Here is a 26,321-nt window from a genome sequence, read left to right on the forward strand (position 1 = left end):
TCCTCCAGTTCGGCAACGAGCCGGTCCAGCTCGTCCCGCAGCGACTCCACCCGCTGCCGGGCAGCGACCTCCCGCTCCTCCAGCAACCCCATCACAGACGGCATCCGGCACCTCCACCGAAGAGAGAACACAACGTGTCATCTCTACTGCGGGGAAGGTGACTTTACGCCTGACCAGCGGAAACCTGGCGATCACACTCGGAAAGACAACAGCTTCTGATCAGTTGGCTGGTTGGGTCCGGCGGTGTGGTGGGTGCTGGCGAGGTGCTTGGCGTTGCTTGCGGGCCCCGACTGGGCGGGCCTGTGAACTGCGGAGTTCGTGCTCTGGGTTGGTCTCGTGGGTGTTGATCAGTTCTGTTGGCTGGTCGGTCAGGTGCACTGGGCGACTGTTGTAGCGCCATAGCGGTGCGTGGCCGTGGATGCCGATGGTGGCCATCAGGTGTTGTTGGTGGGGGTGGAGCTGGTCCCAGGTGCGTTGTTGGGTGCGGATCCATTTGGTGGTCTGGTTGGGGAAGGGCATGCCGGTGCTGTAGTAGGCGTGGGCTTGGTGCCAGCTGTGGTTCCAGGTGGCCCGCCATGGTGGGTTCCACCACGGGTCGAGGGCGGCGAGTTGCGGGTCGTGGGGCCAGGGCCGGCCGGTGCGTTTCACGTGGGCGTGGGCGGCTCGGCGTTGTTTGTACAGCCACCATCCCAGGGGGAAGCCGTCGTGTTCGGTGCGGTAGTCGGCTGAGGTGAGGTGGCTGTGCTGGGCGGTCCAGGCTTGGGCGTAGGGCAGGCCGGCCGCGAAGGCGGAGGGCGGGTTCTTCAGCCGCGGGCGGGCTGGGCGGGCTGGTCGGGGAGGTTTCGGTGGTGGTGCCAGCGCGCGGGCGCCTTCGCTGGTGAGGCCGGTCTCGGCGAGCAGTTGTTGCTGCTCGGGGTGGAGGCTGCCGTAGCTGGAGCACTGGGTGAACAGCCATTTCGCTGTCGCCGATGGGAGCGCGTCGAGGTCGGCCGTGGTCGTCAGGGAGCGGCCGGTGGTGTGGGTGCGGGTGGTGAGGTAGGCCTGCTGCCAGCGCAGTCCTCCCGCCGGGTTCCAGTGGGGATCGATGGCTTCCAGGGCTTTGATGCGGTCGGCGGGCAGTTTTCCGCGGCTGGCGCGGCGGCGTTGGGTGCGCAGCCAGGTGCCGAGGCGGTAGCCGTCGTGCCGGGCGGGTTCGGGGACGGCGAGGTTGCCGTGCTCCTGGGCCCAGGCGCGGGCGTGGGTGAGGCCGGCGGCGAAGGAGGTGGCTTGGGTTTTGCGGCGGGGGCGGGCGGTGCGGGCGCCTTCGGCGGTGAGGCCGAGGTCGGCGAGGAGTTGCTGTTGGCGGGGGTGGAGGTCGTCGTAGACGGCGCACTGGCTGTACAGCCACTGTCCGGTCCAGTCCGGTGTGTTGGGGAAGCCCTCCTGGGGGGCGAGGTTTTGGCCGGGGGTGAGTTGTGTGCGGGCGGCCTGGTAGCGGCGTTGCCATTTCATGCCCCAGGGCGGGTTCCAGTACGGATCGATGCGGGCGAGGTGTTCGTCGTGCGGCCAGGGGGTGTCGAAGAGGTCGCGGTGGAGGTTGGCTTGGTGTCGTTGTGTGGCGAGCCAGCGGCCGAGGGGAAAACCTAGGTGGGGGGCGGCGCGGGGGATGTCGAGGGCGCCGTGCTGGGCTGCCCAGTCCCGGGCGTAGTGCAGCCCTGTTTCCATGGCGGGATGCCGGATGGCCGGGTTGGGCACGGCGGTGCCTGCGACGGGTTCGGTGAGGCCGAGGCGGGCCAGGAGGTGCTGCTGGCCGGGCTGGAGGGCGGTGTAGTTGACGCACTGGGCGTACAGCCACTGCCCGGTGCGGTCGTCGAAGTTCCGGAACCCGGCTTCGGGGTCGAGCAGAGTGCCCGCGGCCACGGCGCCGTGAGCATGGTGGTTCTCGCGCTGCCAGTCGGTGGGCCAGGGCGGGTTCCACCAGGGGTCGATCTCGGTCAGCGTCTGGTTCAGTACCGGGTCGAGGTGGCCGCGCCGAGCACGTACCCGCTGACTGTGCAGCCACTTGCCGACCATGAAGCCGTCTTGGCTGGCCGAAGTGGGGGCGCACAGGTGTCCGTGCCGGGCGGCGTAAGTGCGGGCGTGATCCAGCGCGGTGTGGCGGACGGCCTTGATGTGCTTGCGCCGGGGCTTTGCCACACGTGCTCGCTCGGGTGTGATGCCGATTTCAGTGAGGAGGCGCTGCTGCTGCGGGTGGAGCTGGTGGTAGTCGGTGCACTGGTCATGCAGCCACTCTCCGAGGCCCTCGGGTGTACCGGGGAATCCGAGCTCGGGAGCCAGGTGGTGTCCTGCTCGGACGTGCGCTTGAGCGCGGTGGTAGATGCGCTGCCACCACAGGTTCCAGGGCGGGTTCCACCACGGGCCGAGGGCGTCGAGGGCGGCGGCGCGTTCGGGAGCGAGTTCGGGTCCTGCGGCGCGCTGGTTGGCGAGCCATAGGCCGACGGCGAAGCCTTCGGTCCGCACGGTGTTGGGCGCGCACAGGTGGCCGTGCTCGGCGGCGTAGGCCCGGGCATGGCGCAGCCCACGTGCGAACCCCCGGGCCGCGTCTTCGGTGCTGTCTGGGAGCGACGCAGGCTCGGGCTGTGTGGGTGTCTCGCCCCGGTCACTGCTGTCCGCCAGGAGCTGGGAAACCGGGGTGGGCCGGTGAGGCGGGGAGACGCGCCACATGCTCCGCGTCTTCGGTTTGTGCCCGGCTTGACTGCGGACGCAGGCGCGCACCCAGGCGTTCAGCGGCCCTGTCGTGACCGCAGCGAGGCGGTCGGCGATCCACGGCCGGCCAAGACGCCGGGCCAGTTCGCCGACGAGGCGGGGGACATCGGCGAGCGAGTGCGGTTGATGCCGGCCCGCCTCGTCGAGCAGCAGCTGCTGCACACCCGCATCGGCCAGGGCCGCGGCCAGCGTGACGGCTTCCGGATAGGTCACCGCATCCCGCGCCGCTACACGCCATGCGAAGCCGTTGCCGTGAGTCATCAGCCGCAGCCGGTCGGGCCAGAGGGTCTCTTCCGGCCAGGCCTCGTCCCACCACGACGCTGTAACCGCCTGCGCCACAGCGAACGCTTCGCCGGCGTGCGGGCTGCGCCGCAGCAGCCGTGCATGACGGCGCTGGGCCGCTGCGACCTGCGGCACATGCCGCACGTCCAGCTGGCCGGGGCCGGCCGTCGCTTCGTCGACGATGGGTGTTTCCAGCATCCAGCACCGGTGCTTGACGCATACCCGTGCGTGCGGCAGGAGGTAGCGGCGTGCTTCTTCCCGGTCCTGTGTGGCCCTCGCGGTGCAGGCCCGGCAGCCGGGGCCGGTCGGCGGGATCGTGGCTGCGGTGCGGACCCAGGCGGCTGGCCCGCTTCCCAGTCTGCTCGAAGGAACCTCCCGGTCCCAGGCGGGAAGGGCACGGCGCAAGTGTTCTTCGGGCATGCGGCAGAAGGCGGCGACCACTGTCCGGGCCTCGGTGTTGAAGACGACTTCGCCGTCGGGCCGCACGGTGAAGAGGTTGGGACGCCGTCCCACGTCCACGAGTGCGCCGATGAGTTCTTTGGCCGTGAGCCGGTAGCGGGAGGCGACTCGGCTCATGTAGGACAGCGTCGTCTCGCCGTGCAGCGGCGCTACCCGCACCGCGCCCAAAGCCTCTCTGTGTCCTGAGAGTTCGGGCTGGTCGCGCTGTGGTGGCTGCGCCTGCTGCGCGCTGGTGGTCTTCGTCACCGCTGCTCCGGCCTCCGTCAGGATCCCGCGTTGTGGCTGCGCGGGCGTGGGAGGCGTTTTCGGGGCGGGCGGGCTTGATGTTCGGCCCGGATGTCGAGCTGGATGCCGACCAGGAGCTTCTTGGTGATTTTTTCGCTGCCGTCGAGCAGGGAGGTCAGGGCGGCTTCGCGGATGAGGTGGGAGAGGCTGCCCATGACGCCGCCGGTGCGCTGGTGGAGGTAGTCGGCGTGCTGCGCCAGGGTGTGCGGGGTGTGGTGGCGAAGGCGCAGAGCTTCTTCCATGTCGGTGACCAGAGCGCGCCAGATCTCGCGTTGCTCGTCGGTGGCGCAGGGCAGCGCGGTGTTGCGGATCAGAGTGAAGCGGCCGGCGAGCTGGGCGCCGCGCGGCCCGGTCAGCAGGGGAGAGGCGTCGACGTCGACGCCGGCGTAGACGAAGGTGGCGGGGATGCGCTCGCCGAGGTGTTTCATCTGGTCGGAGGTTTCCGCGCCGGACCGGGTGCGGGTGTCGAGCAGGTGGACGTCGTCCACGAGGACCAGCTTCGTCTCCAGGAGGCACAGCAGGTGGCAGACGGCGTCGGTGATCTGTGCCTGGTTCATGCGGGCCGCGATGGGGATGCCGAGGAACCGGGCGAATTCGCTGACCAGCATCTTGGGTGTGGAGGCCGGTGGCACGGCCAGGAAGACCACGGGCAGGCGGTCCGTGCGATCGGGGTGCCTGCGCTGCTCGGCGAGTTCGAAGGTGCGGCCCATTTCCAGCAGGGTGGTGGTCTTGCCGGTGGTGGGCGGTCCGGAGACGATCAGGCCGCGGCGTGCGGTGCCCTGCTGGCGGCGGTTGAGGAGCATCAGGCGCCGCAGCGACAGGGAGATGCGTTCCATGGCCGGGGTGGTCAGCACCACGAACCGGGAGTGGTAGTCCAGCCGTTCCTCCAGCGACCAGTCCTCGTCGGCGGCCGGTTGGGGCTGCAGCGGGGGAGTGGCGACGAACTGCTGCCAGCCGTCTCGTGTGGTCGGCGGCGCGTACGCCGCGGCCCTCGCTCCGTCGTGAAGGGTGCTGTCGGCAGGGGCGTCTGTCACCACTGTGCTGCTTCCTGGTAGGCGTCATAGATCCGGGAGGGACGCGGAACTTTCGTTGAGGAGTCCGGCCGTTCGTCTCCGGCAGGCTCATCGGCGTCAGCGGGACTGGGCAGGTCGTCGTCCTCGTCCCAGCCGTCCTCGAACCCTGTCTCCCCTTGCTGATCCTCTTCTTCCAGCGGCGTGAAGGCACCCACCAGGCCGTAGGAGAGGGTCGGAGCCGCCACGGGGTCCGGGACCGCCTGCGGCACGGCCGGTCGGGCCAGGGACGCTGCGGCGCTGGCGCGCGCCGCCACCGTCTGCTCGCGGCGAGTCCCGGCACCGTTGCTCGCACGCCGCAGGAGGCGATCCAGGGCCTGGGCGAGCTGCCGCTCGTGCTCGACGCGGTCGCCGCGGCGTTCGACTGCGGCACGGACGTGCTGCCAGGTGAAGTCGGTGAAGGGCAGGCTGACACAGCCGCGGTGGATCCACGGCACCTCTTCCCACCCGGTGGGCAGCCGCACCCAGATCTGATTGGGGTCGTAGGGGTTGTGGTGCACCTCCCATCTGCCGTCCGGTGCACCCGATGGGTCCCCGCGGTGCGGATTGAGGACCTTGTGGTCGTAGGTGCGGTAGTCGAAGCGGATGCCGTAGTCGTTGATGGCCACCCGCTTGATGGGCATGAGCTCGATGTAGTCGTCCGCGCTCAGCGGCACCGGGATATAGCCGGTGACTCCCACGAGCGCGCCCCACATCTCGTTCGGCGACAAGGCGAGCTTCGGTGCCAGCGGATGGCGCAGCGACGCGTGCGGGCGGTGCTGCCAGTCGGTGACCAGCCACTCATCCAGCAGGTCCTGAACGTGCGCAAGCGTCCAGCACGCCTCGTCCTCAACGCGCGTGCCGCGCCGGGTGACATCCGAGCCGCTGTAGCCGGCCACGTACTGGGAGAACCGGTCCCCGATGGTGCGGAACGTCCGCTCGACATGGCCCTTGGCCGGGCCGTTGGCCGGCGGCGCCGGCTGAACGGACACCCCCAGGCTCTCGCACGCGGCAATGAAGGAATGGGAGACAAACACCGCACCTTGGTCGACCACCACCGTCTCCGGCATGATCACCGGCCGGGCCGCTGCTCCTTCCAGCCGCGCATCCAACGACACCAGCCGCTCATAGGGGATGACTGACCGGGACATCGCCAGCGCCGTCTCCCACCCCGGGCGCATCCGCATGGGCGTGACCATCTGCGCCAGCAGCACCGCAGCATCCACCGATCTTGTGCCCACCGGACGCACCACCGCGGCACAGATACTGCGCGTTGCCACGTCCAACGCGATCGATAACTCGACCGACCCCGTCACCCCGTCGGCGAGGACAACCAGCACATCCAGCGGCGTACTGTCCAGCATCACCAGCTCACCCGGCCGCAGTGTCACGGTCGGGGTGAAGTGATGATCTGCGGGTTTTTGTCGGCGGTGGTTCGGCATTGTGATGTCAGTGCGGTGGGGTGGTGGGTTTCTGCTGTTCAGTGGGTTGTCGTGGGCGACTTCTCTGCTGTCATGGATGCCGATCTGATGCTGACGTTTTTGGCGATGGCGCGGGTCAGTTGGTTGCCGGTTGGGATAGTGGGAAGGGTGTTGCCGCTGATCAGGGCCTGTGTGAGCAGCACCGGCCACTCCCGGTCCCAGCCCCGCCAGCTTGGCCTGAACCCACGCCACCAGAACATCCAGGGTGTCCACCAGTTCGCCCCGCTCCTGCAGGTACCCCTTGAACATCCCCTACTGCACCCGCTTGACCGCAGCTTCTCGCCCGGGCAGGCAGGTCGCACTTCACTCCGGTTTCCCCGCCAACCGGCGGGCCCGTTTCCGCTCGGCCCGGAACAGCGGCCTGAACTCCTTGAGGACGTCCTTCGTCCTGAACGCCACCTTGGCCGTGACGGTGATAGTGCGTGCCTCGCTCATACCGTCATCGTCCCGCCCCGGCTTGCAAACCAGCTCCAGCCTTGCCGTCCGGCGCCGCTGACGATGAGGGCGGGGAGTTTTTCCAGGAGAGCGGGGGCGGCCGCACCGAGGCCGAAGGCCCACCAGGGGGATATGGGGGCGGTGCAGGCGGCCGCGCAGGCCAGGCCGGCGCCGATGGTGATGCGCAGGACGGTGGTGATGCCGTAGGCCAGCGGGCCGGGGTCGGTGTCCTTCTCCTGATGCCATGGCAGGCGGCGGTGCTTCCGTACGGCGGTGATGTAGTCCAGCGCCTCGATCGCGAGGCCGCCGAACGCGCCCCATAAAGTCGGTTTCAGCCACTCCATGCACCGACGGTAGCGGCGGGTGCCGGCTCCAGGGAGCCGTTAGGCGTTTCCTGCTGCTCCTGTTATCGATGAAGTGTCCGTCGTCGAGGGGTCGGTCCGCCGTCGTAGACACCCCGGCGCAGCTGGGGCTGCTGCGATCCGGGAGCCAAGATCACGTGTCGAAGGGCAATGGGGTGGATGATGTCGCCTTCTACGGCAGTGGGTTCAGGTTGTAGCGGATTCCTGTTGCGGTGAGGCGGAGTTGTTCGCCGTCCTGGACTGTGATGAAGGGGAATAGTGGGCTGTCCGGGGCACGCTCTTTGAGCTGTGCGTGGATGACGGCGGCGCGTATGAGGCCGCGTGTCCAGATGGGGAGTGGGTAGGCCTGGCATTTGCGGTGGGCTGTGCTGTCGTGGACTTTGACGGTGGTCGCTGTTTCGTTGATGTCGATACCGCGGATGAGCGCGAGCCGGCTGATGTCTGCTCCGGTGACTGCGTGGATGGTCAGGGCTGTGGCGTGCAGCGGATACGCGACCGTGGTCAGCCGTGCGGCGAGGACGTCTGCTGGTGTGCGGTCATCTCCTTGCGCGGGCGGTGCGCCGGTCGTCGTGGGGACGAGTTCGGGTGCGCCGGGGCACCGGGCGCGTTTCGGACGGTCCGTCACCGTGCCGCCGGACGGCGCCGGGGAGGTGAGCCACTGCCCGTCGTCCTGGCTCGGGGCTGGTTCGATGGGCCTCTGTTGTCCGGCGTTTCGGGTGCCGGCCGGTGAGTGTCCTGTGCGGCCCAGGACGGTATGGGCCTGGGAGAGGGTGTCGATGATGTGATGCGGGATTCCTTCGAGGAGCGTTCTCAGGACGGGGGTGACCGGCCGGTGCCACAGGAGGGTGAGACGGATACCGCACCGTTCCCGCAGGGCGAGTAGTTGTCTCTGGCGGGCGTGTGTGAGGCGGTCGGTGCGGCAGACGATGAGGTGCCCAATATGGTGGGTGAGCATCCAGGTGGCGACCGCATCCCAGGCGGGGCGCTGGGAATCGGCCCACGTCCCGAATGTTTCTCCGCCTGCGGGGAGGCGTTTGCCCAGGGCGTAGAGCAGGTCGTGGGCGAGGGCGGCGGGTGCGCCGTTGGCGGGGCTGGGGTCGATGGTCAGACGTCCCATAGCCAGGTCGTGTGCGGTATGCGCGGCAACTGTCCAAGTAGGGTGGTCGTCCTTGTCGACGAGGACAGTAACCGCTGGGAGGCCGCCGACGGGCACTACATGCCGCCGATCTTGCTGTAGACCCAGCGCACGAGGTCTTCGTCAACCTGCTTCAGGTTCAGTTTTTTCATGCCGGCCAGGATGTGGGTGGTGATGTTGGCCCAGTTGCGGAAGCTGCCGTGTGCGGCCTGTTTGTCGATCGCGTCGATCAACACGGTGTCCACGTCCGCCCAGACGGGGTGGAAGGCGGGGATCGTCTCCCTCACTTCGTCCTTGGACATGCGGGTGAACTCCTGCCAGATGAAGATCCGTGAGGCCAGCATCGGTTCGCGGCGCAGGACCTTGTAGCAGCCGTCACCCCCGGCGAAGATCACGGCAATGTTGGTGCGTTTGTCGTCCCACAGGTGGCGCCAGAACTCGAACCCGGTCTTCTTCATCCACTGCGCCTCGTCACAGACCAGGACCCGGAACTCCTCGGCGAGCGCTTCCTTGAGGAGGGTGTCGAACTCGATCGGGCGGGCCGGCGGCTCACCCGGCAGCCCCAGCGCCTGGAAGAGCCCATGGCGGATGTCGCGCGGGGTCGGTCCGGCACGCAGCTCCAGACGGTGGGTGATGTCCGGGGCGAGGTGACGCAGCGCGGAGTTCACCGACATCGTCTTGCCGGATCCGGCCGGCCCGTAGACGCACATCATGGCCTTGGCCTCGATAACTGCCTCGATGTTGTCCCGGGTGGTCAGCAGCGTGTCAGTGCCGACCAACTGGGCCTGCTCCAGGCCCAGGAAGTGGTCTTCGCTCTCGTCGGGCAGCAGCCCGTAATCCAGCTCAGCGATCATCAGCTCGGTCCTCATCGGGAGTAGGTGTGCGCGGGGGCCTGGGGCGGACCCAGGTATCGGGTGCGGGGCCGTGCGGAACCAAGTCGGGGCGGGCCAGCGCACGGCGATCCGTCTGCGCCGCCGCTCCCAGTTCCTCTTCTGCCTGCGCGGAGGTCGAAGAGGTGAGAGGACGGGGCGGGGCTGCCGTGGTTGAGGCTTCGAAGCGCCGACGGCGCAGTTTCTCGGCCGCCTTCAGGTCGGCCTTGAGCCGGCGGGCGGCCGCGGTCCGGGCGGCCTGGACGGAGCGGATCTGCTCCCGGCTCGCGGCGGTGGCCAGGAACGCCGACCCGAGGTGGTCACCGGTCGCAGCGTCGAAGACTTCGATGGTGTCGTCGTGATGGGGAAGGTGCCGTACCGAGACCTTGGTGCCGGTACGGCCGTTCATCCAAGGGGCGAGATAGTCACGCCGTCGCCACCGCACCCCGGACGTGCTGATCGTGTACGTGCGGCCGTCGTCCTCCAGGGCGAATGTCGCCAGTTGCCCGGCCAGCACGTCCGTGAGCGGTGTCGCGTCGGCCTGCCACGCCTGAAGCGGAGTCCTGCCGTTCAGCGCGGACGGGCGGTGATGGGTGTTCCACCAGGTCACCCAGTCCAGCAGCAGCCCCACGAACGCCTCATACGTCAGGGGTGGGGCGTCGGGGTCGGCGAGCCGGCCGCCGGTGAGTTTCTGACGGCCGGTGTAGCGGGGGAGGGAGACGAGGAACATCTCCTCCACCGCGTCGTTCAGCGCCTCGATGGTGCCCTTCAGATGCGGGGTGTAGGCGGGCAGGTCGGTGACGGGGACGGCGAGCGCGCCCATCGCCGCGGTGACCGTCGCGCACAGGAACTCCTTGCCGCGGTCCACCCGGATCTGACCGGGCAGCCCGCCCACGGGACCGAACGGTTCGCTGCGGGTGATCGCGATCCGCAGCGACGCCAGCACCGCGTCCCGGCTCGGCGCGTGCGCGGTGACCGCGACTCCGGTGATCGCCTTGGTGGCGCAGTCGATGAACCAGGTCACCCACGGAGTGGCCAGCTCACCCTCCACATCGACTTCGACGGGCACGTGCTTGTGGTCGCCTTCCCATACCGCGTTGCGGTGCGTGGCCGGCCGCTGCCCGAACACGTCGTGCGCCCGCCGCGCGGCTTCCCCGCTCCTCAGCCCGGCCCGCTCACCGCGGGTCAGGTCCCGGCGGATCGCCCGGTGTAACGTGGAGAGCGACGGCACCGCGGGCGCGTCTGGATCGTCGGCTGCCCGCTGCACCAGCTCGGCGTGGACCCGGGAGGCGTTCCCGCCCCACAGCGCCAGCAGCCGCCTCACTTCCGCGGTGACCGTGAAATGGGACGACTCCACCCGGGCGAGGCGATGATCCTCCCGTGCTGCGGCCAGCCACCGCCACACCGTCCGTTCCGACTTCCCCAACGCCTGTGCCACCAGGCGCACATGCGCGGCGGTCAGCTCTCCACGCCCGTCGAGGTCCAGCAGCCGGGGCATCGCCGCCGCCCGCCCCGACGCCGGCGGGAACACAGCCACCGGATCGCTTTCGCGATCGCCATCACGCCCTCCCTGCATTACGGCCTCTTCCCACGGGAACCGGACGGCATGAACTGTCGCCCCGGTCCCAGGTATCCCAGCGCTTCGGTATCCAACTGACCGGAATCGGCATACGACTGACAGCAACCGTCGCCATCGGGTACAGCTGCGTCCGCGTGCGAAGCTGCACGGCACTCGCCCGGCCTTCGACCGGAGGGGCAGAGCCGAGAAGGCGACTTCACCCGGGCGGCTTCCTGCGGACTCTGACCGCCAAGGGCTTGGAGGGTGCCTCCTATGAGCTGTGGCGCCCGGTGACAGAAGGGGATTTTCTCCACCGCCCGCGGCGCAGGCTCCAGCGGCGCCTCCTACCCCATGGCCGTTAACGAAGCCGTCATCGCGGTGCTGCGCCCCAAGCCGAACCTCGCCAAGCTCACGGACGATCAGGCCGGAGTTCAGGGCGGGCATGCCCGGGAAGGGGAGCGGGACGTCGGCGGTCCGCGCCGGGCTTGGGGAGGCGTACACCCTGGCTGACGTGATGCCCGGTACCGTCTCGGCGCCGGGCATCACGTTGCTCTCGGGGTGTCCGTGACTACGAGCGCGCGATCTTCTCCTGGACGGTGAAGACGAAGCCGGTGGTGACGATGAACGCGCTGGCGCTGGAGCCGATGGTAATGAGCGGCGTTGCGTTGAGGTTGCCGACGACGAGGTACGTGATGAGTGACGCGATGATGCCGGTCATGACGGCAAGCGCGATCTTCAGGTACTTGATCTTGGTGGTGGCTCGCGCCAAGTCCTGGGTGAGCGCTTGGTTCTCGGTCCGGAGTTGGGCTGGGGTGGTCATATTCGGTGATCCTCTGGGGGACGATGTCGCAACGCCTAGTGGTACGAGGTGCGGGTGCCATCGAACGGCGGCTGGTTCCGGCTGCGAGATTCTTGTCCCTTGCGACGCAGGCCGGGCCCGCCGTGTGAGCGGCGGGCCCGGCCTTTCCCCGAATCACTTGGTCGTGGTGCTAGCCCCACCGCGACCGTGGTTCATAATTTTCTGCTGCTTAGTAGCTCCTTCGTGTGTGATCAGCGCTGACAGTTTCTCAGACAGAGAGTCGTCTGCGATTTACGACGCCTATTCAGTGGCGACCTTTGTGCTCGGCCGTAGGTGAGTGCCGCGCTGCGTCGCGGTGGCGTGCCGAACAGGGGTGCAGTACCACACCGGTGAGCCGGTGAGGAGGTTGTCGACGGCTCGGTACGTACGGATCCATAGCACTGACAGCACTGTCAGGATCGCGTGGATGATTCGTTCGAAGGTCATGTCCATCCTTCTGGTCGGGTTTCGATCGGAAGAGGCGGCTTGCCAGCAATAGCTCTTCCCCCCGGTCTACGGGTTGGGGTGCCGGCATGAGGGAGTGCCGGCACCCCAACCGTAGGCCAGAGGCAGAAGCTAGTCGTCTGTGCTTAGTCGCTGCAGTACGGCCGGGGTGCGGAGCCTTCGGTTGGCTGCCCTGATCACCTGGCGCACCGCGCCCGCACTCGCGGCACCCACCAGCTCGGCGATGCTGCGCGAGTCGAGCCCGTAGTAGTGCTTGAGGATGTAGACCTTGTGCTGGTGCACGGTCAGTTCCTCGCGCAGGACTTTCTGAACCCTTACGAGGTCCACGTCGCGGTCGAAGTCGATCACGATGCCGGACCGGTCGAACTGCTGCAGGTCTTCGCCAACCAAGGCCTCGGCCTGACGGGCGAGCCGGCGGAGCATGTCGGTCGTCGCGCTCGCGCAGATGGTCACCATGTAGGCGTCCAAGTTGTCGATCACGGCTCCCGAGTTCAGGCGCTTGAGCATGCGCAGGAGGGCGTCCTGCCAGACATCGTCCACGTGGCCGCGTGCGATGCGCTTTTCGATCAGCCGCTTGAAGAACTTTTCACGGTCCTTCAAGTGCCTGATCTTTTCTTCGATTGAGCGGTCCCTACTGGGACCACCGGACGACTGCCTCATACGGCCGTGCTCCGATCATGAGTGAGTACCTCCCCAGCCGTCCTGGGGACACTTGGTAAGCCCCCAGGCCCTCGCCGCCTGGTTCTTGTGAACCAGGACGCTCAGCGGCCCACAAACGTGAGGCCGTACGACGACTTCTTCGACGCGGATACTTCGTCCACGGAAACGCCGCAGCTCAAGGCTTCGTGGAAAGGCCGGAGTAGAGAGGCGTCGGAGAGCATCGGACCAGGGCAGTGCGGCAAGCCCCGTGTCCGCAACGTCGTGAGACGGGCGCACAAAAGCCGCTCGGAACCCCGCGCGGCAGCGGCCGACGGGGCCCGCAAGGACGCCATGGTCTACGCGGCCGCCGCGCCGCGCAGACCGCGCTGGCCCGGATCACCGCCCGCGTCGGCAACGAGGATGTCGGCCCGGAGCTGAGGTGTTCGGTGATGATGCAGGTCGGTTGATGACCGGTCAGTACGGCCGCTCGGTCGTCCAGACGCCACAAGGGGGAGCCGTCCGAGCAGATAGCCGGCCGCGAGCGCGACGGCTGCGGTGACGACGCCCATCACGTCCATCGCATGCCGATGGTGGATAGCTGCTCCACAGATGGTCTGCGGGTTTTTGTCGGTGGTGCTTCGGCATGGTGTTGTCAGTTCGTTGGGTACTGGGTTTTGCTGTTCAGCCGGTTGTAGTGGGTGTTTCGGATGGTGACATGAATGCCGATCTGGGGCTGAAACTTCTGGCGATGCAGTCAGTTGGTTGCCGGTCGGTAGGTCAGGTTGAGCGACCAGCCGCAGCTGATAGCCACGGTCCGCGCGTTGACGTCCAGGTTGCCAAGATTCGGCGGGTCTCGGCCGCAGCCGCGGGATGACTGGCGATGACAGGGGCGGCGGAGTCGGCTGTTGTAGCCGGCTCGGGCCCGGTTGTTCGCGAGCGCATCCTTTCGGGTTAATCAGCTCGGTAAGGCGTACTGCCTGGTTCTGTTCCTGGCAGCGTCCGGTCCGGACTTGTCGATCGGTAGAGGGCACGGCATGAAGCGAACGCTCAACGAACGGCAGCTGGCGGTGCTGGAGTGGGTAAGCAAGGGCTGTCCCGAGGGGGCCTCGGCTTCCACGGCCTACAAGACGAGCTGTCATGCCCTGCAAAATCGTGGGCTGGTCACGGTAGCCAGGCGCGGCGGAGTGTGGAATGCGGTGCTGACTGACGTAGGGCGCCATTACCTGGCGCATGGCACCTTCCCGGCACCGAAACCGCTGACACGAGTCCTTCCTGTCCCCCGGCTGCCCCGACTTTCCGCGTCGGCTTCGGCACCAGGTGTTCCGCAGCAGCCGCGTAAGACCTACACCGAGCAGCTCCTGGAGGAGCTGGAGGCAGCCGAAGGCAGGATTCTGAAGTCAGGCACCGACGCCGACGCGTGGTACAACCGCGCCGCCTCGGCGAGCAGATCCGGACGGATCCCGAAGACCAAGGAACTGCATTGGTGGCGGTGCCGTGAGGGCGTCGAGATCAAGCTCGTCGACATTCCCGCGTGGCGCCTGGCCGTCCTGGAGCCGGTGGCTGTGCCGTCACGGCTGACCAAACCGCACGCTGTCGTCCGGACAATGCAGAAGGCGGCTCAACCGTTCGGGCTGACACGGTCCGTCCAGCAACGCGCTCTACGGATCGTGCACGCGCTCCTCACCGCCGCCGAACGCAACGGTCATATCTGTGCCGCCGGAACCGTGGATGCGGCACCGCGGCACAACCGCCGCCTTCCGCACGATCCGCACTTCACGATCACAGCTCAGGGGCAGACGGTCGAATTCCGGGTTCTGCAGGAGAAGGACCGCAGCGAGCACATTCCGACGGACAAGGAGCTTGCGGAAGCCAAGAAGTACTCCTGGGTCAGGATTCCTCGGTACGACTACACACCCTCCGAACGGCTGCGCTTCACTCTGAGCGGAGGCCAATCACATCATGCGTCCGAGTGGGCCGACAGCACCGATCGCCCCTTGGAAGAACAGCTCGCAGAGATCGTCCACGAGATCGGACTGCGCGGTGAGGCGGCCGAGCGTAAGCGCCTGGCCGAGCTTGAGGAGGCGCGGAAGAAACGCTTGCGCTGGGAAGCTGCGATGGCCGAGGCCCGTGACCAGTACGCCGAGAAGTACCGCGTCAGGCAACTGGAATCCCAGGAGGCTGCTTGGCGTCGTGCGACGCACCTGGGCGAGTATCTGGAGGCGGCCCGTGCGCACGTGGCCACGCTTCCACCCGGGTCGGAGAAGGCGGCGGCTGAGGAGTGGATGGAGTGGGCCACGGGACACGTGGCGCGCGCCCATGCGGTGGTTCAACAGTTTCGACTTCCCGACATCCCGGAACCTCGCGGCGAGGATCTCAAGCCATTCCTCCGGGGCTGGAGCCCCTACGGCGCCTACTGACTCCGATTGATATCGCCTGGCAGTTCATTCCGAGGCGGCCCCTGGATTCACGCGTGAGCCTGACTCATCATCATGAGATGACTGAGCGGATGGACCTGCTGCGGTTGCGGAGCCTGATCGAGGGTGTGCTCGTCACGCTCTACCAGAAATACCGTCATCAAGATCTACCGGAGCTGTGTGAGCGCCTCGGTCTCCCCTCGCCTCCTCTGAACGATGACACGACCAAGCACGGGCGCTTGACGGCGAGTTTGCGGGCCTGCCCAGACGAGCAGCTGCCCCACGTCGCTCAGGCAGTTCTCGACACTGAACCACTCCCGTTCATCGAGCTGAGGGATCTGCAGGATGCCGTGTGGAGCGGGCGCGGCCACGTGGAGATTCCTGGCCGCACGCGTCGCGAGCTGGCTAAAGAGTTCGACGTCACCGACCACCGGGGCTACCCGGAACGGTTCCTTGCCCTGCTGGGGCGGCTGTGGGATCTCGGCGACGAGTTGAACGTATGGGGGCCTCACCTTGGGACCCTGCGCGATGACATTCAGCGACATGTGATCCGGTTCCCAGACGACTGGTCGACCGAGTATCTCTTCGAGCAATTAAGGGCCTTCGAAGCCCCACACCCTCGCTTCGGACGCTTCCTCGAGGGCCTTGCCTCCTCAGCCGTTCTTCCTAACGAGCAGGCACAGCGCCGCTTTGTCGAGTTCGCCAACCGTCATCTTCAGCCCGTGGGGGCGCAGTTGCGCCAAGAGGGCGAGGTGGACGGTTACCCCCAGTTCCATCTGGTCCAGCTCGGGCGGGGTACGGCCCGCCGGCCACGGAACCTCATCTTCGCCACCCTGGGCAAGCCGGACATCCGCTTCACCAGCGCCCTGGACAACGACATCGAGATCGCAGAGCGCAAGGACGAGATCTTGGTCTACAACCGCCCGGTGGGAAAGGACGGCCTGCTCTGGAGCGACCTGCTGTCCTGGTGGCAGGAGATCCGCGAGGCCGATGATGCAGAGGAGGCGGCCCAGGCTCTTTACAGCCGCATGGAGGATTCCTTACCCCGCCGATCCGAGGGGCAGAAGAACCTCTTCTGGCTCTACCACCACATTTACAAGAGCCAGCTCCGCGATGTGCCCGCTCTCCTGCCGGAGATATGGGTGCACTGGGACCCCAAGACCATCCGTGAGCGCGGCGAGCTCGCCCAGCAGAACCTCCGGATGGACTTTCTCATGCTGCTGTCCGGGAACCGGCGCGTCGTTCTGGAAGTCGACGGCATGCAGCACTACACACGCGATGCAGGATCCAAGCCCGACAGCGCCAAGTATGCAGCGACCATGGCCGGCGACCGCGACCTGAAATTTCGCGGATACGAGGTGTTCCGGTTCGGCCACGACGAACTACGCGACCGTGATCGAGCCCGGCCTGTGGTTGCTGACTTCTTCCGTGCACTCCTGAACCGTTTACCTGATAGCTCTTCGTAGCGCTCCGCTATCAGGACCAGGTTCACGGCAGGAGCACGGGGCCCCGAGTGGTGAGGCCCAGGACCTGGCTGGGTACTTGGCCTGACCGTCGTCAGATGCAACGACCGGCCGTGACCGGTGTCACGCCCATTCCATGCCCAGCTCTGCGAGCGCTGCCCGCTGCTTTGGTGCTGTTCTTGGCAGTTACGGGACGTAGCTCCGTGACACGATCAGCGGCATGGACGCTTCCCGGAACCCGAGTACCTTCGCAAGACGAGCGAAGCCGTGGCCGAGTTCAAAGACGCCTTCAAGGCGTTCATGGAGCTCCACACGGAGACAAAGGATGTCGGCTTCGGGCGCGGCCTCCTGCCTGCTGCGGTTGGCCGGGATGGCGTGTCGCGCGAAGAGCTCCAAGCCGCCACAGACCGGGTGGCACGCGCAGCCGGCCGCGCGTCGGCGGCCCCCGGCCTGACCCGGATGTACATAGGCGTCACCGGCTTCCCTGAGCCAGTGGACCCGATCTCGGCTTGGAGGACCGTCACTACGCCGAAGCCGCTGCTCGAACCGGGCGACGTGCTGGACTCGGTGGAGCAAATCCTGGGCCGTCTGGAGGCGCTGACGGACAAGGCGGAGGCTGAGCTCCCTCCGACCACCGGAGTGGAGGCGATGCACCCGACGATCTGGGGAGCCGCCCGGAAGCTTTGGCTGGACGGCCACTTTTGTCTCGCCGTCCAAAGCGCCGCCGAGACCCTCACCTCCCAGGTAAAGACCCGCACCGGGTTGGCCAACATGGACGCCACCAACGTCTACGAGAAGGTCTTCACCGCCAAGAGCCCGATGCTGACGTGGCCCGGGGACCCGAGCGACCGCACGGTCAGCTCTATGCAGAACGGCTTGTCCAAGTACGCGCCTGGACTCAACATGACTGTCCGCAATACGGCCACCCACGCGGCCGCCGACGAGATGACCGCCCAGCAGGCACTGGAACGCCTCGCGGCCTTGAGCCTTCTCGCGCACTGGATCGACGAGTGCGAGGGACCGATCTGACCTACGTGGATCTGGCGAGTTGGTGGGGGAATGGATAACTGTCGGCGCGAGCCAGCCTGCTCGGCGTAGCCTGTTTGGTTATGAATACTTCTGATAGTAGGCAGGAGGATGTCTCCTATTTTGTACCGCTTTTTGAGGCCGCTGGAGAGTATCGGGGCGAGAACCATTTCAGGCTGCTCCCCGAACCTGCGGCGCGCAGCAGCTTGGTGGCAGACGACGAGCCGCTCAAGTCGTGGGGCTCCGCCAAGTTCGTCCAGTCCTCCTTCTCCGCCGGGCTGATGCACGTCGAAGCACTGACGAAACTGGTGAGAGTTGCAGGGCAGATCGATCCGATGAGCCCCTGGACGCTGCTGCGTGGCGCTCTTGAGAACTTTGCCACGGCCGTGTGGCTGCTCGATGGCAAGGACCGAGACGAGCGTCGGCACCGTGCACTCACCTTGTGGGCCGAAGACTTCCGCAACCGACACCAGCATGAGACCGACGTTCAGCACGTCGTCACAGGCCCCAAGGAGAAGACCGGCGCCCAGCGGCAGGATGAGGTCAAAGACCTTGCCGACAGGCTGGGTCTCCCCGGACTGCGCAGGCCGGGCGCCGGAGACATCATCTTCAGCGCGGCCACCACCGCCGGGCTCGATCCAAAACTGACGCGGGCGTTGTGGCGCGTGGGTTCCGGCTTCGCCCATGGCCGCTTCTGGCCCATACTTCGTGCTTCGGAGGTCCGCGGGCTGGCGCGAGGGTCGAACGGCGGCTACCTGCTCAACTTCGTAGTCGACGACGACCAACTCAAGAGCATGGCCGATGCCTGCCAAAAACTTCTCGAGCACACCGCTAAGCGATACGTGGCCCGCAGCAGGGCGTCAGTGCGTGTTTCTGATCCCCGGTTCTGAGTAGCCTTGGGTTCTACGCTGGCCTGGTGTCCAAGGGCGCCGGGCGGGCCGGGGAGAGGAATTGTCGGGCATGTGGCGAACGGCTGAGGCTGGGGGCCCGGCCTGACGCCTCGTTCTGTTCCTCGGCGTGTCGTGCCAGGCAGTGGCGTACGGACCGGCGGTTGCGCAAGCGTCTGGCGGCCGTGCGGGACGGTGCGGGCGAGGTCGAGTGTCCCGAGTGCGGGGCCCGATGGATCGCCGGCGTCGACCGAAGGTCGACGGCCTTGTACTGCGGCACGCGGTGCAAGGTGAGGGCTTGGAGGCGCCGGAAGGAAACGTTCGGCGAACGGTCACAGTGACCGCATCGCGAACGCATCCTGAGTCCAACTTCGGTCACCAAGCGGTCATTTGCGGCCGTTCGTTGTGATCAGTGGATTTCCGGTCTGACTCTCGGTGATGAGCGGGTCGTGTCCACGTCACGGACTTCAGCTCCGTGCCCCGGCCCCCATGGGTGGTGAACGCCATGCCTGAGGAGATAGACAAGGTCGGAAACGTCAGCCAGCAGCGCTACGAGCAGATCGTGGCCGAGCTGCGGGAAGTGGTCGAGCAGCAGACCCAGGGCCAGTTCACGATCGGGGACCGCGCTCTGGAAATCGAGCCGATGCGTGTTCCCGACGACGGCCGGGAAGCCTTGCCGGGACGGGACCTGTTCACCGTCCGCCAGGCCCTGACCCGGCTCGCCGAGGACATCGGGCTGAAGCGCACGACGGTGGAGAACGCGCGATGGACGGCGTCGCGGTGGCCGAAGGAACACCGCCAGGCCGGGGCGTCGTTCACGGTCCACCGGGTCCTGGGCAGCATTCCTGACGAGGAAGAACGGTACGCCGCGATCAAACAGCCGCCCGAGGGCAAGAAGCGGTGGACGGTTGACGACGCCAACCGGCAGGTCGGGCGGCAGGTGGAGCACCCCATCTCGCCACAGGAGAAGGTCACCGCGATCCACACCCTGGCCCAGGACGAAGAGGTCGCCGCGACGGTGACCACCGATTTCCTGCGGCGGCCGGCGGTCGCTGCCCAGGTCAAGACCGAGGACAGGGTCCGGGTGGTGGAGGAGTTCACCCGGGATGACAACGTGGCCGCCCAGGTCACCGCCGGACTGCTGCGGCGCCCGGACGTGGCATTCAAGGCGATGAGCGATGACACCGCCCGACACCAGGTCAACTATGCCCAGGTCGAGCGGGGCCGACAGGCCCGCGAACACTTCGAGGACACCAGCCCGGTCGCGCCGACGGTTCGCCACATCGACCGGACAACTGAGTTCTTGGACCTGGTCACCGCCTGCCATTCCTTCGTGGCCGCAGCCGGCCGAGCGGTCCCGGGCCTGCGGGATTGCACGCTGGGCGGGGATGAACGCACGATCGTGCACGAGAACGTGGCCAAGGTCCGCGCGACGCTGGACTGGATCGAGACCGCAGTCGACACGGGCAAGGTCGACATGGACAGCGAGCTGGCCCGCATGCTGAAGGGCGAGTAGACATGCCCCGCGCCTCACGGCGACGGGGCGAAGCCGCTCGGCGACATGCCGACACCCTCAGGTTCGTGCTGTTCGAAGCCAGGCCCGCAGGGCTGCTGTTCCCTCAGCTGGTACGCGCCAGCGGACTGTCCACGAGCCAGGTCAGGGCCGGTTTTGCCTGCCTGCGCGACATCATCGCGGAGAACGGTTGGCCACCTCTGATCTGGACCAGAGCGGACGGTTACTTGCTCGGCGCCGAGCAGGCCGCGCTTCAGGCATACGAACGGGCCGTGCTCACCGAGTTCCGCCGGTTCCTCACTGGCACGGTCGCCCCGCACGCCGCCGCCCACCCGGGCGACAAGTGGGTCAAGCACATCATCGCCCAGCTCAACTCCATCGAATCGACCCTCGATCTCGTCGTCTCTTCCTGACCACCGGTGGGGGGGGGGGGGGGCGCGGCCCCCCGCCCCCCCCCCCCCCCCCCCCCCCCCCCCCCCCCCCCCCCCCCACCCCGACATCCGACCGGAGGGAATCCGTCGTTATGCGCCAGCGCCGATATCCCTCCGACACCACTGACGCCGAATGGGCCCTGATCGAACCGCTGTTACCCGTCCCGGCCTGCGAAACCACGGTCGGCGGCCGCCCGGAGAAGCACCCGCGGCGCGAGATCGTGGACGCGATCCGCTATGTCGTGGATGCCGGCTGCAAATGGCGGGCTCTACCTGCGGATTTCCCGCCCTGGCGCACTGTTTGGGGCTTCATGGCCCGCTGGGCTGCCGCCGGCGTGATCGGCCAGATCCGCGACCACCTGGCCGGACGGATCCGCCGCGACATGGGCAAAGGTCCCCGGGCGGTGGCCACCGTGATCGACTCCCAGTCGGTGAAGGCCGCCGAGACCGTCGGCAAGGACTCCCGCGGCTACGACGCGGCGAAAAAGATCAATGGCCGCAAGCGCCACCTGGTGGTGGACACCCGCGGCCTGCCGCTGCTGGTCATGGTCACCCCAGCCGACATGACCGACCGCGACGCGGCCAAGGAAGTCCTCTTCCGCCTCCGCCTGATGCACCCCGAGATCACGATCGTGTGGGCTGACTCCGCCTACGCCGGAAAGCTCGTCGACTGGGCGAAACGGCATCTCAACCTCACGATCAAGCCGGTCAGCCGTCCCAAGGACGCGTCCGGCTTCGTCGTGCTGCCCCGCCGGTGGGTCGTCGAACGCAGCCTTGCGTGGACGATGCACGCCCGCCGCCACGCGAGGGACTACGAACGGCTCATCCAGCACTCCGAGACGCTGATCACCTGGGCCGCCATCACCCTCATGACCAGGCGTCTCGCCCGGAAAGGCGCCACCCCCAGCTGGCCGAGGAAACCAGCGCCAGCCGGCCCCTGACAGCGCTTCTGCTACTCGGTGCCCGACTCGAGGTCCGGCAAGGCCAGAAGGCCGCCGGACGACGGTGAAATAGGGGCTGGTCGAACCTACGAGGGGAGGAGGCCCGTGAAGACGGTCTGGAAGTACTCACTCTGGGCGAAGTGCTCCAGATAGCGGGGGTCGCTCACCTCGAGGGTGAAGTCGGCGGACGACCCCTCGCCGTCCTTCACCTCAGTGGAGTCGTCCTCGCGGATATTCCAGGAGACGATGATCTCAGTAGCACGACGGGCGAACTCGTCCGGCTGAGGAGTCAGTTGAATGTAATGGGTGCCGTTCGAGAAGCGCCGCCCGCGCTCGGGGTGGAGCTGGCCTTGGTAAAACTCCTCCGCCTTGACACGAGGTATGCGCACCTGGGTGGAGCTCTCCTCCAGCAAATAGCCCTCCTCGTCAACACGCACCCATGGGCCGCTGTCCAGCTCGAAAAGCTCCTTGAACTCGGCCTCCGTCGCTGCGGAGACTGCCCCCGGGCGGGCGAAGCCGAAGTCGCAAAGCTCCTCCCAGCCGGACATGATGAGTTGGAGCCCGAACACGGGCCCCTGGGAGAACCCGTAGTTGTCAGGGTCCCGGTACGTCACGCTGCCGGTGAGGACGTTGCCGCGCCGCGGTTCTGTGAAGACATCAAAGACATAGGTCATGGGCTCGGAGCCTAGTGATCAGGACTGACATCTGCCCAAATGCGGCTGAAGAGTCAGACCAGCGGCTCAACTGCCTCGCGCACAGCATGTCGGGGACAGCCCCGTCATCTGCTCGTGTTTCCCCCTCGTCGGCGCCCGTTCGGTCAGATGACCAGGGCAGCCCAGGATCAGAAACACGCACTCATAGTCCCGCTGCCTGCTCTCATGCCCAGCCCACTCCCAGCGTCCGTAGCGCGTCCAGTTGCTCCTGGGTGAGTTTGTCGCGTCTGGCCTTGGTGTTGGAGGTCCATACGCCGAGTTTCACGGTCACCGGTTCCGTTTCGCCGTCGAGCACGGTCTCTTCGCTGTGTCCGCGTGGCACCGGCCGCTGTCCTTCCCGCTCGACCCACTGCGTGAGGGCTGCCAGGCCGCGTTGGAACGCCTGCTGCGCCTTGGCCGGGCCCTTCGTCGCACGAGCGGCTGCCAGGGCGGGAGACGGGACCTGGGCGGGCTGAACGCCCAGGTTCGACAGCCGTTCTTGCTGCTCGGGCAGGAGCTGCGCCCAGGTGCCCGGCTGCTTCTGGCGCTGGAGCCATTTGCCCACGTCGTCGCCCTCGTAGACGACGCCCGGGGCGATGTAGGGCAGGACGCCGTCGGCGTCGACCAGGTCGGCGAGGACGCGGTAGTGCCGTTGCCAGTCCAGCGGCCACGGGCAGTCCCAGTCCGGGTCGATCGCGGTGAGCTGCTGTGCGCGTTTTGCCGCCCGCTCCTGGTCCTTCCCGAGGCCGCCCTTGCGCCGGAGGTTGGCGAGGTGCTGTCCGATTGGCATCATCGCCTCGCCTTCGCCCCACATGGCGTCCTGCCGGGGCGCGAGGTGCCCGGTGACCCGCCGGTGCGAGCGCAGCGCGGCGAGCTTGTTCTCCCACGCTTCCTCGCCCGGCTCCCAGACCATCCCGGCCTCCGGCAAGTCGAGCAGGGTTTTGCGTCGTTCCTCAAGCTCACCGGCCCGCAGGGCCTTCCGCTGCTGGTGGACCCACCTGCCAAGCGGGAACTCCTTCGTGACTCCCACCTGGACCTCGACGTCGTAGGGAACGGCGTGGACGCCGGTGATCTGGTTCTCCTTTCGCCACCGGACGAGGGCCTGGTAGCCCTGCAGCCACACCAGCGACTCGGGCCGGTAGACCCGTGTCCGGAGGAACGCCGCGATCGTCGCCGCGTCGCGCGGGCTGGAGAAGTGCAGCAGGGCCGCTTCGGCGGCGGCCTGGGTGTCGTCGTCCTCCTGGTCCCCGCGGTCGCCCACGCTGCCGGTCCCCACGATCTGCCCGTCCTCATCGCGCTGGACGTGGATCTTGCGCTTGCCGCTGGTGAGCGCGCGGGAGGCGAGTTGCTCGACCAGATGCTCGTCATGCGAGCGCAGGCCCTGGAGGACGGCTACGAGGGGGCGGAAGCTGGCGCTGGCGACCATGTCGGTGGGGTCCTCGTTGGGCTCCAGGAACACCGGCACGATGATCCGCGCGACCTTGGTGGAGCCGTCCTTGTTGAGGCGGAGCGCGCGGCCGATGTTCTGCACGATCTCGACCTGGGAGCCGCGGGTGTCGGCGAAGCAGATCGAGTCGACTCCCCGCTCGCCGGTGATGTCGACGCCTTCACCGAGCACGCGAACGCTGGCGAGAAAGGCGCGGTGGACCCGGCGCCCGGCGGCGTCGGTGCCGCCTGCGAACTGGCGCAGGGCCTCGCGGCGTTCGGATACGAGGTGGTCGCCGCACAGCCAGGCGGACCACACGCGGTCCGGGGGTACGTGGCGGCCGGCCTCGAGTTCGTAGAGCTCCGCGTCGATGGAGGACTTCGGCAGTTTGTCGGCGGCGGCCAGGTCGGCGTCGGAGGCGTCGTTCAGGTACAGCTCGGCAGCGGTCTCGGGCAGCTTGTCCGCGAACGCGGCGGCCTCCTCCACCTTCTGGTGGAACGTCATGACGGTGCGGAGGTTGTACGCGGCGGCGTGCTCCAGGAGCGCCGTCTGCAACAGGGCCAGGCGCCGGCCCCGCCGCGCCTCCTCCGACTCCCCGAGGACCGGCGAGGGGTCGCGGATTTCGAGCACGTCGATCTCGAAACCGGCGAGGATTTCGCGCTCGATCGCCTCGCTCAGACCCAGCTCCGCGAGCCACGCGCCGTAGGTTCCGTCCGGGTCATCGGCCATGGTCGCGATCTCCGCCTCCTGGCCGTCCGCGCCCTTCTGCGGGCGGGCCGCGGCGAGGATGCGGGGCGTGGCCGTGAGGTAGAGCCGGAAGTCCGCCGGGATCCGCTGGTTGTCGTGGATCGCGGCCCACGGACGGCCAAGATCACCAGCGGTTCCGTGGGCCTCATCCACGATCGCGAGGTCGAAGCCGTCCATGCGCTGCCCGTACAGCCGCTCTCCGCCCGCCAGAGCGGCCTCCAGCGGCCCGCGAACCTTCCGCTGCTCCACGGGTGCGTCGATGTCCTCGCGGTCCACGAGAGAGGCGTACGTGGCGAACACGATGACCGGCCCGTGCCCGGCCCACAGCGCGAGCTGGATCGGGTTGGTGGTGGTGCGCACGCCCAGCTCGTTCAGCACCGCGTCGTTCTCCAGCGAGCACACAGCGACCATCGGCGCCCGGTGACCCACCAGGCGCCACGCCTGGGCGGTCTGGGCGAGCAGGTCCAGGGTCGGGACGGTGACGAGGATCCGGCCGTCCGCGAAGCTCTCCAGCGCGCACGCGGCGGCCGTGATCGTCTTGCCCGATCCGGTCGCTGACACGATCGTTCCCCGGGCACCCTGCGGGGGCACGGATGACCTTGCAGGGAATCCCACCCACCTACGAAACGCGGACCGCTGATCTACCTGGTGTTCCTTGAGCTGCATCGCTGCCATTTCCCCGCCTCCCAATGCCTAATTTCTGCGATCTTTCGACCGGCGCGAGCGGATAGCAGGCCGCTGGCGTCCCGTCCGATTTCCTGTGCTTCACCCCGGCAGATCGTCCGGTTCCTTTAATTCATCGTTGCTGATTACGAGATTCGCGCTCCAGTCGACGCTGCTCGGTAAAGCTGACGCGCCCGTGCAGGTGGCAGTTGGCGCACAAGCAGTCGCACTCATCCGGTTCTGGTACACCTGGCGGCCGTGTGGCTGAACCAATCTTGACGCCACCAGTGATTTTCGGCGGACGGACAACGGGCTTGGTGCCAGGTACGTTCCAGCACTGGGCCAGAGATTCCATGGAGTTGCTGAATGCTGCGATCGGGTCGGTGGGGTCGGCGCAGCTGAACCAAAGCATTCTGTCCCCCTCCATCCCCCAGGAATGGAGGTCTCCTGTATGGGGACTGCACCACATCAGGTGTCCTCGGTCGAGCACAGTCACGAAGTTGGGCCACAACTCAGGAGACTGATTAACGGCCCACTTCTCGATCCTCGACGCAATCGTCGACAGGGAAAGCTTGCTCCTGTAGGCAACGATTCCCGCACTGATAGGGACGTACGGGAAGGTTTTTCCGTGGAGTTGCACTTTCATGTGCACGGAAGGTTCCACAGAAACCCGAGGTGCCCCTTTGATAGCGGAAAGGTGCTTGAGAGCCTTGGGCAGTTCAATTGAGTCCAGCGTGCTCTTGATCTCAAGAGCACTGTGTACGGCCTGCGGGTCCACCACCATGTGCCTTCCGCTAGTTGAGACGATGTGCGGCGGAACAAGGCAGTCAGAGATTACGATGTCGTGCTGCCCATAGCTCGGCTTCCCAAGTCGGGATCTCACCACAGAGCGGTGTAGAACCGCGTACTCAGGAAACTGGTACGCCAGGATTCGCCTGATGGCGTCCTCGCGTTCGAAGCCCAGGGCATCGCTGTGGCCAAGCGTTTCACTTCGATCGAATTCATAGCCGAGTCCAACGATGTCATCGTGATACTTGAGAAGAGCAGCTAGAGCAATTTCCTCGTTCAAGGCATTGCGTCCCTTGATCTTGTGCGAATCTATGGGGCGTCCCGTGTTTCCGCCAACGGTACATGCTGAATCAATCTGATGCATGCACTACACTGGAACTCACACGAACGAGCGACCCTCATTCCTCGTAGCCAGTCCGGCCCGCGCCAGCGAGCCCATGCGGTTCTGGAGGCGCAGCCGGAAGGACCGTCAGGCGGGGGAGCGCAGCGGACCCGCCCAGGAGTGCGAAGCACTCCCCAACTCCCGTACCGCACACCCCACTAGTCACACCATCAAGACTCGACCGGCCCGGCCGCGCGATGCGCGGCCAGTCGGGCGCGAAGCGGCCGGCCCCACTGCCTCCTGGAGCGCAGCGGTGGGAGGCGCCCATGCGCAGCATGGGCGCGCCCCGCTACGCGGGGCGCTTCGCTTGCACATCGCGCAGCGATGTGGTACCCGCTCCGCGGG

General features: G+C 67.2%; 23 protein-coding genes. 8 read left to right on the top strand and 15 right to left on the bottom strand.

Going from position 1 to position 26,321, the window contains the following annotated elements:
- Positions 1-219: 219 nt before the first annotated feature.
- The 8 genes from ACIRQP_RS39550 to ACIRQP_RS39585 form a co-directional block, all read right to left on the bottom strand.
- Positions 220-3,732 (bottom strand): Helicase associated domain protein, encoded by a 3,513-nt coding sequence (locus ACIRQP_RS39550; RefSeq protein ID WP_403899881.1) that lies wholly within the window; start codon positions 3,730-3,732, stop codon positions 220-222.
- Between the two features lie 17 nt (positions 3,733-3,749).
- On the bottom strand, positions 3,750-4,808 hold the full coding sequence (locus tag ACIRQP_RS39555) for a TniB family NTP-binding protein (protein ID WP_403899883.1): 1,059 nt from the start codon (positions 4,806-4,808) through the stop codon (positions 3,750-3,752).
- A complete protein-coding gene (locus tag ACIRQP_RS39560; protein ID WP_403899885.1) occupies positions 4,802-6,550 on the bottom strand; it encodes a Mu transposase C-terminal domain-containing protein in 1,749 nt (582 codons plus the stop codon). Before ACIRQP_RS39560 ends, ACIRQP_RS39555 begins: the two co-directional genes overlap by 7 nt.
- A gap of 54 nt (positions 6,551-6,604) precedes the next feature.
- Positions 6,605-6,736, bottom strand: coding sequence for a hypothetical protein (locus tag ACIRQP_RS39565; RefSeq protein ID WP_403899887.1), 132 nt, complete (start codon positions 6,734-6,736; stop codon positions 6,605-6,607).
- Positions 6,733-7,080 (bottom strand): hypothetical protein, encoded by a 348-nt coding sequence (locus ACIRQP_RS39570; protein WP_385048238.1) that lies wholly within the window; start codon positions 7,078-7,080, stop codon positions 6,733-6,735. Before ACIRQP_RS39570 ends, ACIRQP_RS39565 begins: the two co-directional genes overlap by 4 nt.
- A 190-nt stretch (positions 7,081-7,270) precedes the next feature.
- Positions 7,271-8,215, bottom strand: coding sequence for a hypothetical protein (locus ACIRQP_RS39575; RefSeq protein WP_403899889.1), 945 nt, complete (start codon positions 8,213-8,215; stop codon positions 7,271-7,273).
- A gap of 95 nt (positions 8,216-8,310) precedes the next feature.
- Positions 8,311-9,087: an AAA family ATPase gene (locus ACIRQP_RS39580; protein WP_403899891.1), complete on the bottom strand. Its 777-nt coding sequence runs from the start codon at positions 9,085-9,087 to the stop codon at positions 8,311-8,313.
- The gene (locus tag ACIRQP_RS39585; protein WP_403899920.1) at positions 9,077-10,600 is read right to left on the bottom strand and encodes a Mu transposase C-terminal domain-containing protein; all 1,524 of its coding nucleotides are present in this window, start codon (positions 10,598-10,600) and stop codon (positions 9,077-9,079) included. Before ACIRQP_RS39585 ends, ACIRQP_RS39580 begins: the two co-directional genes overlap by 11 nt.
- Before the next feature lie 411 nt (positions 10,601-11,011).
- Here ACIRQP_RS39585 and ACIRQP_RS39590 point away from each other — a divergent pair, with 411 nt between their 5' ends.
- Entirely contained in the window at positions 11,012-11,170 is a 159-nt protein-coding gene (locus tag ACIRQP_RS39590) for a hypothetical protein (RefSeq protein ID WP_403899893.1), read from the top strand.
- A 58-nt stretch (positions 11,171-11,228) separates the two neighbouring features.
- On the opposite strand, the gene ACIRQP_RS39595 is transcribed toward ACIRQP_RS39590, so the two are convergent.
- From ACIRQP_RS39595 to ACIRQP_RS39610, 4 genes are all read right to left on the bottom strand, one after another.
- Positions 11,229-11,480 (bottom strand): hypothetical protein, encoded by a 252-nt coding sequence (locus ACIRQP_RS39595; protein WP_403899894.1) that lies wholly within the window; start codon positions 11,478-11,480, stop codon positions 11,229-11,231.
- 279 nt (positions 11,481-11,759) lie between these two features.
- Positions 11,760-11,945 carry a hypothetical protein gene (locus ACIRQP_RS39600; protein ID WP_403899896.1) on the bottom strand — a complete coding sequence of 62 codons (186 nt, stop codon included), beginning with the start codon at positions 11,943-11,945 and terminating at the stop codon, positions 11,760-11,762.
- A 129-nt stretch (positions 11,946-12,074) separates the two neighbouring features.
- Positions 12,075-12,563, bottom strand: a complete 489-nt coding sequence (locus ACIRQP_RS39605; RefSeq protein ID WP_403899898.1) for an RNA polymerase sigma factor — start codon at positions 12,561-12,563, stop codon at positions 12,075-12,077.
- Between the two features lie 395 nt (positions 12,564-12,958).
- A complete protein-coding gene (locus ACIRQP_RS39610) occupies positions 12,959-13,180 on the bottom strand; it encodes a hypothetical protein (RefSeq protein WP_403899900.1) in 222 nt (73 codons plus the stop codon).
- A 456-nt stretch (positions 13,181-13,636) separates the two neighbouring features.
- Between ACIRQP_RS39610 and ACIRQP_RS39615 the strand changes: the two genes are divergently transcribed.
- The 7 genes from ACIRQP_RS39615 (at position 13,637) to ACIRQP_RS39645 (ending at position 21,277) form a co-directional block, all read left to right on the top strand.
- A complete protein-coding gene (locus tag ACIRQP_RS39615) occupies positions 13,637-15,019 on the top strand; it encodes a hypothetical protein (protein WP_403899901.1) in 1,383 nt (460 codons plus the stop codon).
- 77 nt (positions 15,020-15,096) lie between these two features.
- Positions 15,097-16,482, top strand: a complete 1,386-nt coding sequence (locus ACIRQP_RS39620; protein WP_403899903.1) for a hypothetical protein — start codon at positions 15,097-15,099, stop codon at positions 16,480-16,482.
- Between the two features lie 264 nt (positions 16,483-16,746).
- Positions 16,747-17,508 (top strand): TIGR02391 family protein, encoded by a 762-nt coding sequence (locus ACIRQP_RS39625; RefSeq protein WP_403899905.1) that lies wholly within the window; start codon positions 16,747-16,749, stop codon positions 17,506-17,508.
- Positions 17,509-17,588: 80 nt separating this feature from the next.
- Positions 17,589-18,395, top strand: coding sequence for a hypothetical protein (locus ACIRQP_RS39630; protein ID WP_403899907.1), 807 nt, complete (start codon positions 17,589-17,591; stop codon positions 18,393-18,395).
- A 502-nt stretch (positions 18,396-18,897) separates the two neighbouring features.
- The gene (locus tag ACIRQP_RS39635; RefSeq protein ID WP_403899909.1) at positions 18,898-19,908 is read left to right on the top strand and encodes a DUF6192 family protein; all 1,011 of its coding nucleotides are present in this window, start codon (positions 18,898-18,900) and stop codon (positions 19,906-19,908) included.
- 2 nt (positions 19,909-19,910) lie between these two features.
- Entirely contained in the window at positions 19,911-20,318 is a 408-nt protein-coding gene (locus ACIRQP_RS39640) for a RacP protein (protein WP_403899911.1), read from the top strand.
- A gap of 110 nt (positions 20,319-20,428) precedes the next feature.
- Positions 20,429-21,277: an IS5 family transposase gene (locus ACIRQP_RS39645; RefSeq protein WP_403899913.1), complete on the top strand. Its 849-nt coding sequence runs from the start codon at positions 20,429-20,431 to the stop codon at positions 21,275-21,277.
- Between the two features lie 86 nt (positions 21,278-21,363).
- Here ACIRQP_RS39645 and ACIRQP_RS39650 read toward each other — a convergent pair whose 3' ends face one another.
- From ACIRQP_RS39650 to ACIRQP_RS39660, 3 genes are all read right to left on the bottom strand, one after another.
- Positions 21,364-21,951 (bottom strand): hypothetical protein, encoded by a 588-nt coding sequence (locus tag ACIRQP_RS39650; protein ID WP_403899915.1) that lies wholly within the window; start codon positions 21,949-21,951, stop codon positions 21,364-21,366.
- A gap of 202 nt (positions 21,952-22,153) precedes the next feature.
- Positions 22,154-24,817 (bottom strand): Helicase associated domain protein, encoded by a 2,664-nt coding sequence (locus tag ACIRQP_RS39655; protein ID WP_403899917.1) that lies wholly within the window; start codon positions 24,815-24,817, stop codon positions 22,154-22,156.
- A 121-nt stretch (positions 24,818-24,938) separates the two neighbouring features.
- Positions 24,939-25,958 carry a DUF6602 domain-containing protein gene (locus ACIRQP_RS39660; RefSeq protein WP_403899919.1) on the bottom strand — a complete coding sequence of 340 codons (1,020 nt, stop codon included), beginning with the start codon at positions 25,956-25,958 and terminating at the stop codon, positions 24,939-24,941.
- Positions 25,959-26,321 lie beyond the last annotated feature (363 nt).

This window comes from Streptomyces sp. NPDC102274, assembly GCF_044766385.1.
Lineage (GTDB): Bacteria > Actinomycetota > Actinomycetes > Streptomycetales > Streptomycetaceae > Streptomyces.

Coding starts and splice junctions, on each gene's coding strand:
- ACIRQP_RS39570 (WP_385048238.1), bottom strand. CDS start 7,080: ATGGAGTGGCTGAAACCGACTTTATGGGGCGCGTTCGGCGGCCTCGCG.
- ACIRQP_RS39615 (WP_403899901.1), top strand. CDS start 13,637: ATGAAGCGAACGCTCAACGAACGGCAGCTGGCGGTGCTGGAGTGGGTA.
- ACIRQP_RS39630 (WP_403899907.1), top strand. CDS start 17,589: ATGAATACTTCTGATAGTAGGCAGGAGGATGTCTCCTATTTTGTACCG.
- ACIRQP_RS39595 (WP_403899894.1), bottom strand. CDS start 11,480: ATGACCACCCCAGCCCAACTCCGGACCGAGAACCAAGCGCTCACCCAG.
- ACIRQP_RS39660 (WP_403899919.1), bottom strand. CDS start 25,958: ATGCATCAGATTGATTCAGCATGTACCGTTGGCGGAAACACGGGACGC.
- ACIRQP_RS39565 (WP_403899887.1), bottom strand. CDS start 6,736: ATGAGCGAGGCACGCACTATCACCGTCACGGCCAAGGTGGCGTTCAGG.
- ACIRQP_RS39610 (WP_403899900.1), bottom strand. CDS start 13,180: ATGGACGTGATGGGCGTCGTCACCGCAGCCGTCGCGCTCGCGGCCGGC.
- ACIRQP_RS39645 (WP_403899913.1), top strand. CDS start 20,429: ATGCGCCAGCGCCGATATCCCTCCGACACCACTGACGCCGAATGGGCC.
- ACIRQP_RS39620 (WP_403899903.1), top strand. CDS start 15,097: ATGACTGAGCGGATGGACCTGCTGCGGTTGCGGAGCCTGATCGAGGGT.
- ACIRQP_RS39575 (WP_403899889.1), bottom strand. CDS start 8,215: ATGGGACGTCTGACCATCGACCCCAGCCCCGCCAACGGCGCACCCGCC.
- ACIRQP_RS39560 (WP_403899885.1), bottom strand. CDS start 6,550: ATGTTCAAGGGGTACCTGCAGGAGCGGGGCGAACTGGTGGACACCCTG.
- ACIRQP_RS39650 (WP_403899915.1), bottom strand. CDS start 21,951: ATGACCTATGTCTTTGATGTCTTCACAGAACCGCGGCGCGGCAACGTC.
- ACIRQP_RS39635 (WP_403899909.1), top strand. CDS start 18,898: ATGCCTGAGGAGATAGACAAGGTCGGAAACGTCAGCCAGCAGCGCTAC.
- ACIRQP_RS39655 (WP_403899917.1), bottom strand. CDS start 24,817: ATGGCAGCGATGCAGCTCAAGGAACACCAGGTAGATCAGCGGTCCGCG.
- ACIRQP_RS39580 (WP_403899891.1), bottom strand. CDS start 9,087: ATGATCGCTGAGCTGGATTACGGGCTGCTGCCCGACGAGAGCGAAGAC.
- ACIRQP_RS39600 (WP_403899896.1), bottom strand. CDS start 11,945: ATGACCTTCGAACGAATCATCCACGCGATCCTGACAGTGCTGTCAGTG.
- ACIRQP_RS39585 (WP_403899920.1), bottom strand. CDS start 10,600: ATGCCCCGGCTGCTGGACCTCGACGGGCGTGGAGAGCTGACCGCCGCG.
- ACIRQP_RS39590 (WP_403899893.1), top strand. CDS start 11,012: ATGGCCGTTAACGAAGCCGTCATCGCGGTGCTGCGCCCCAAGCCGAAC.
- ACIRQP_RS39640 (WP_403899911.1), top strand. CDS start 19,911: ATGCCCCGCGCCTCACGGCGACGGGGCGAAGCCGCTCGGCGACATGCC.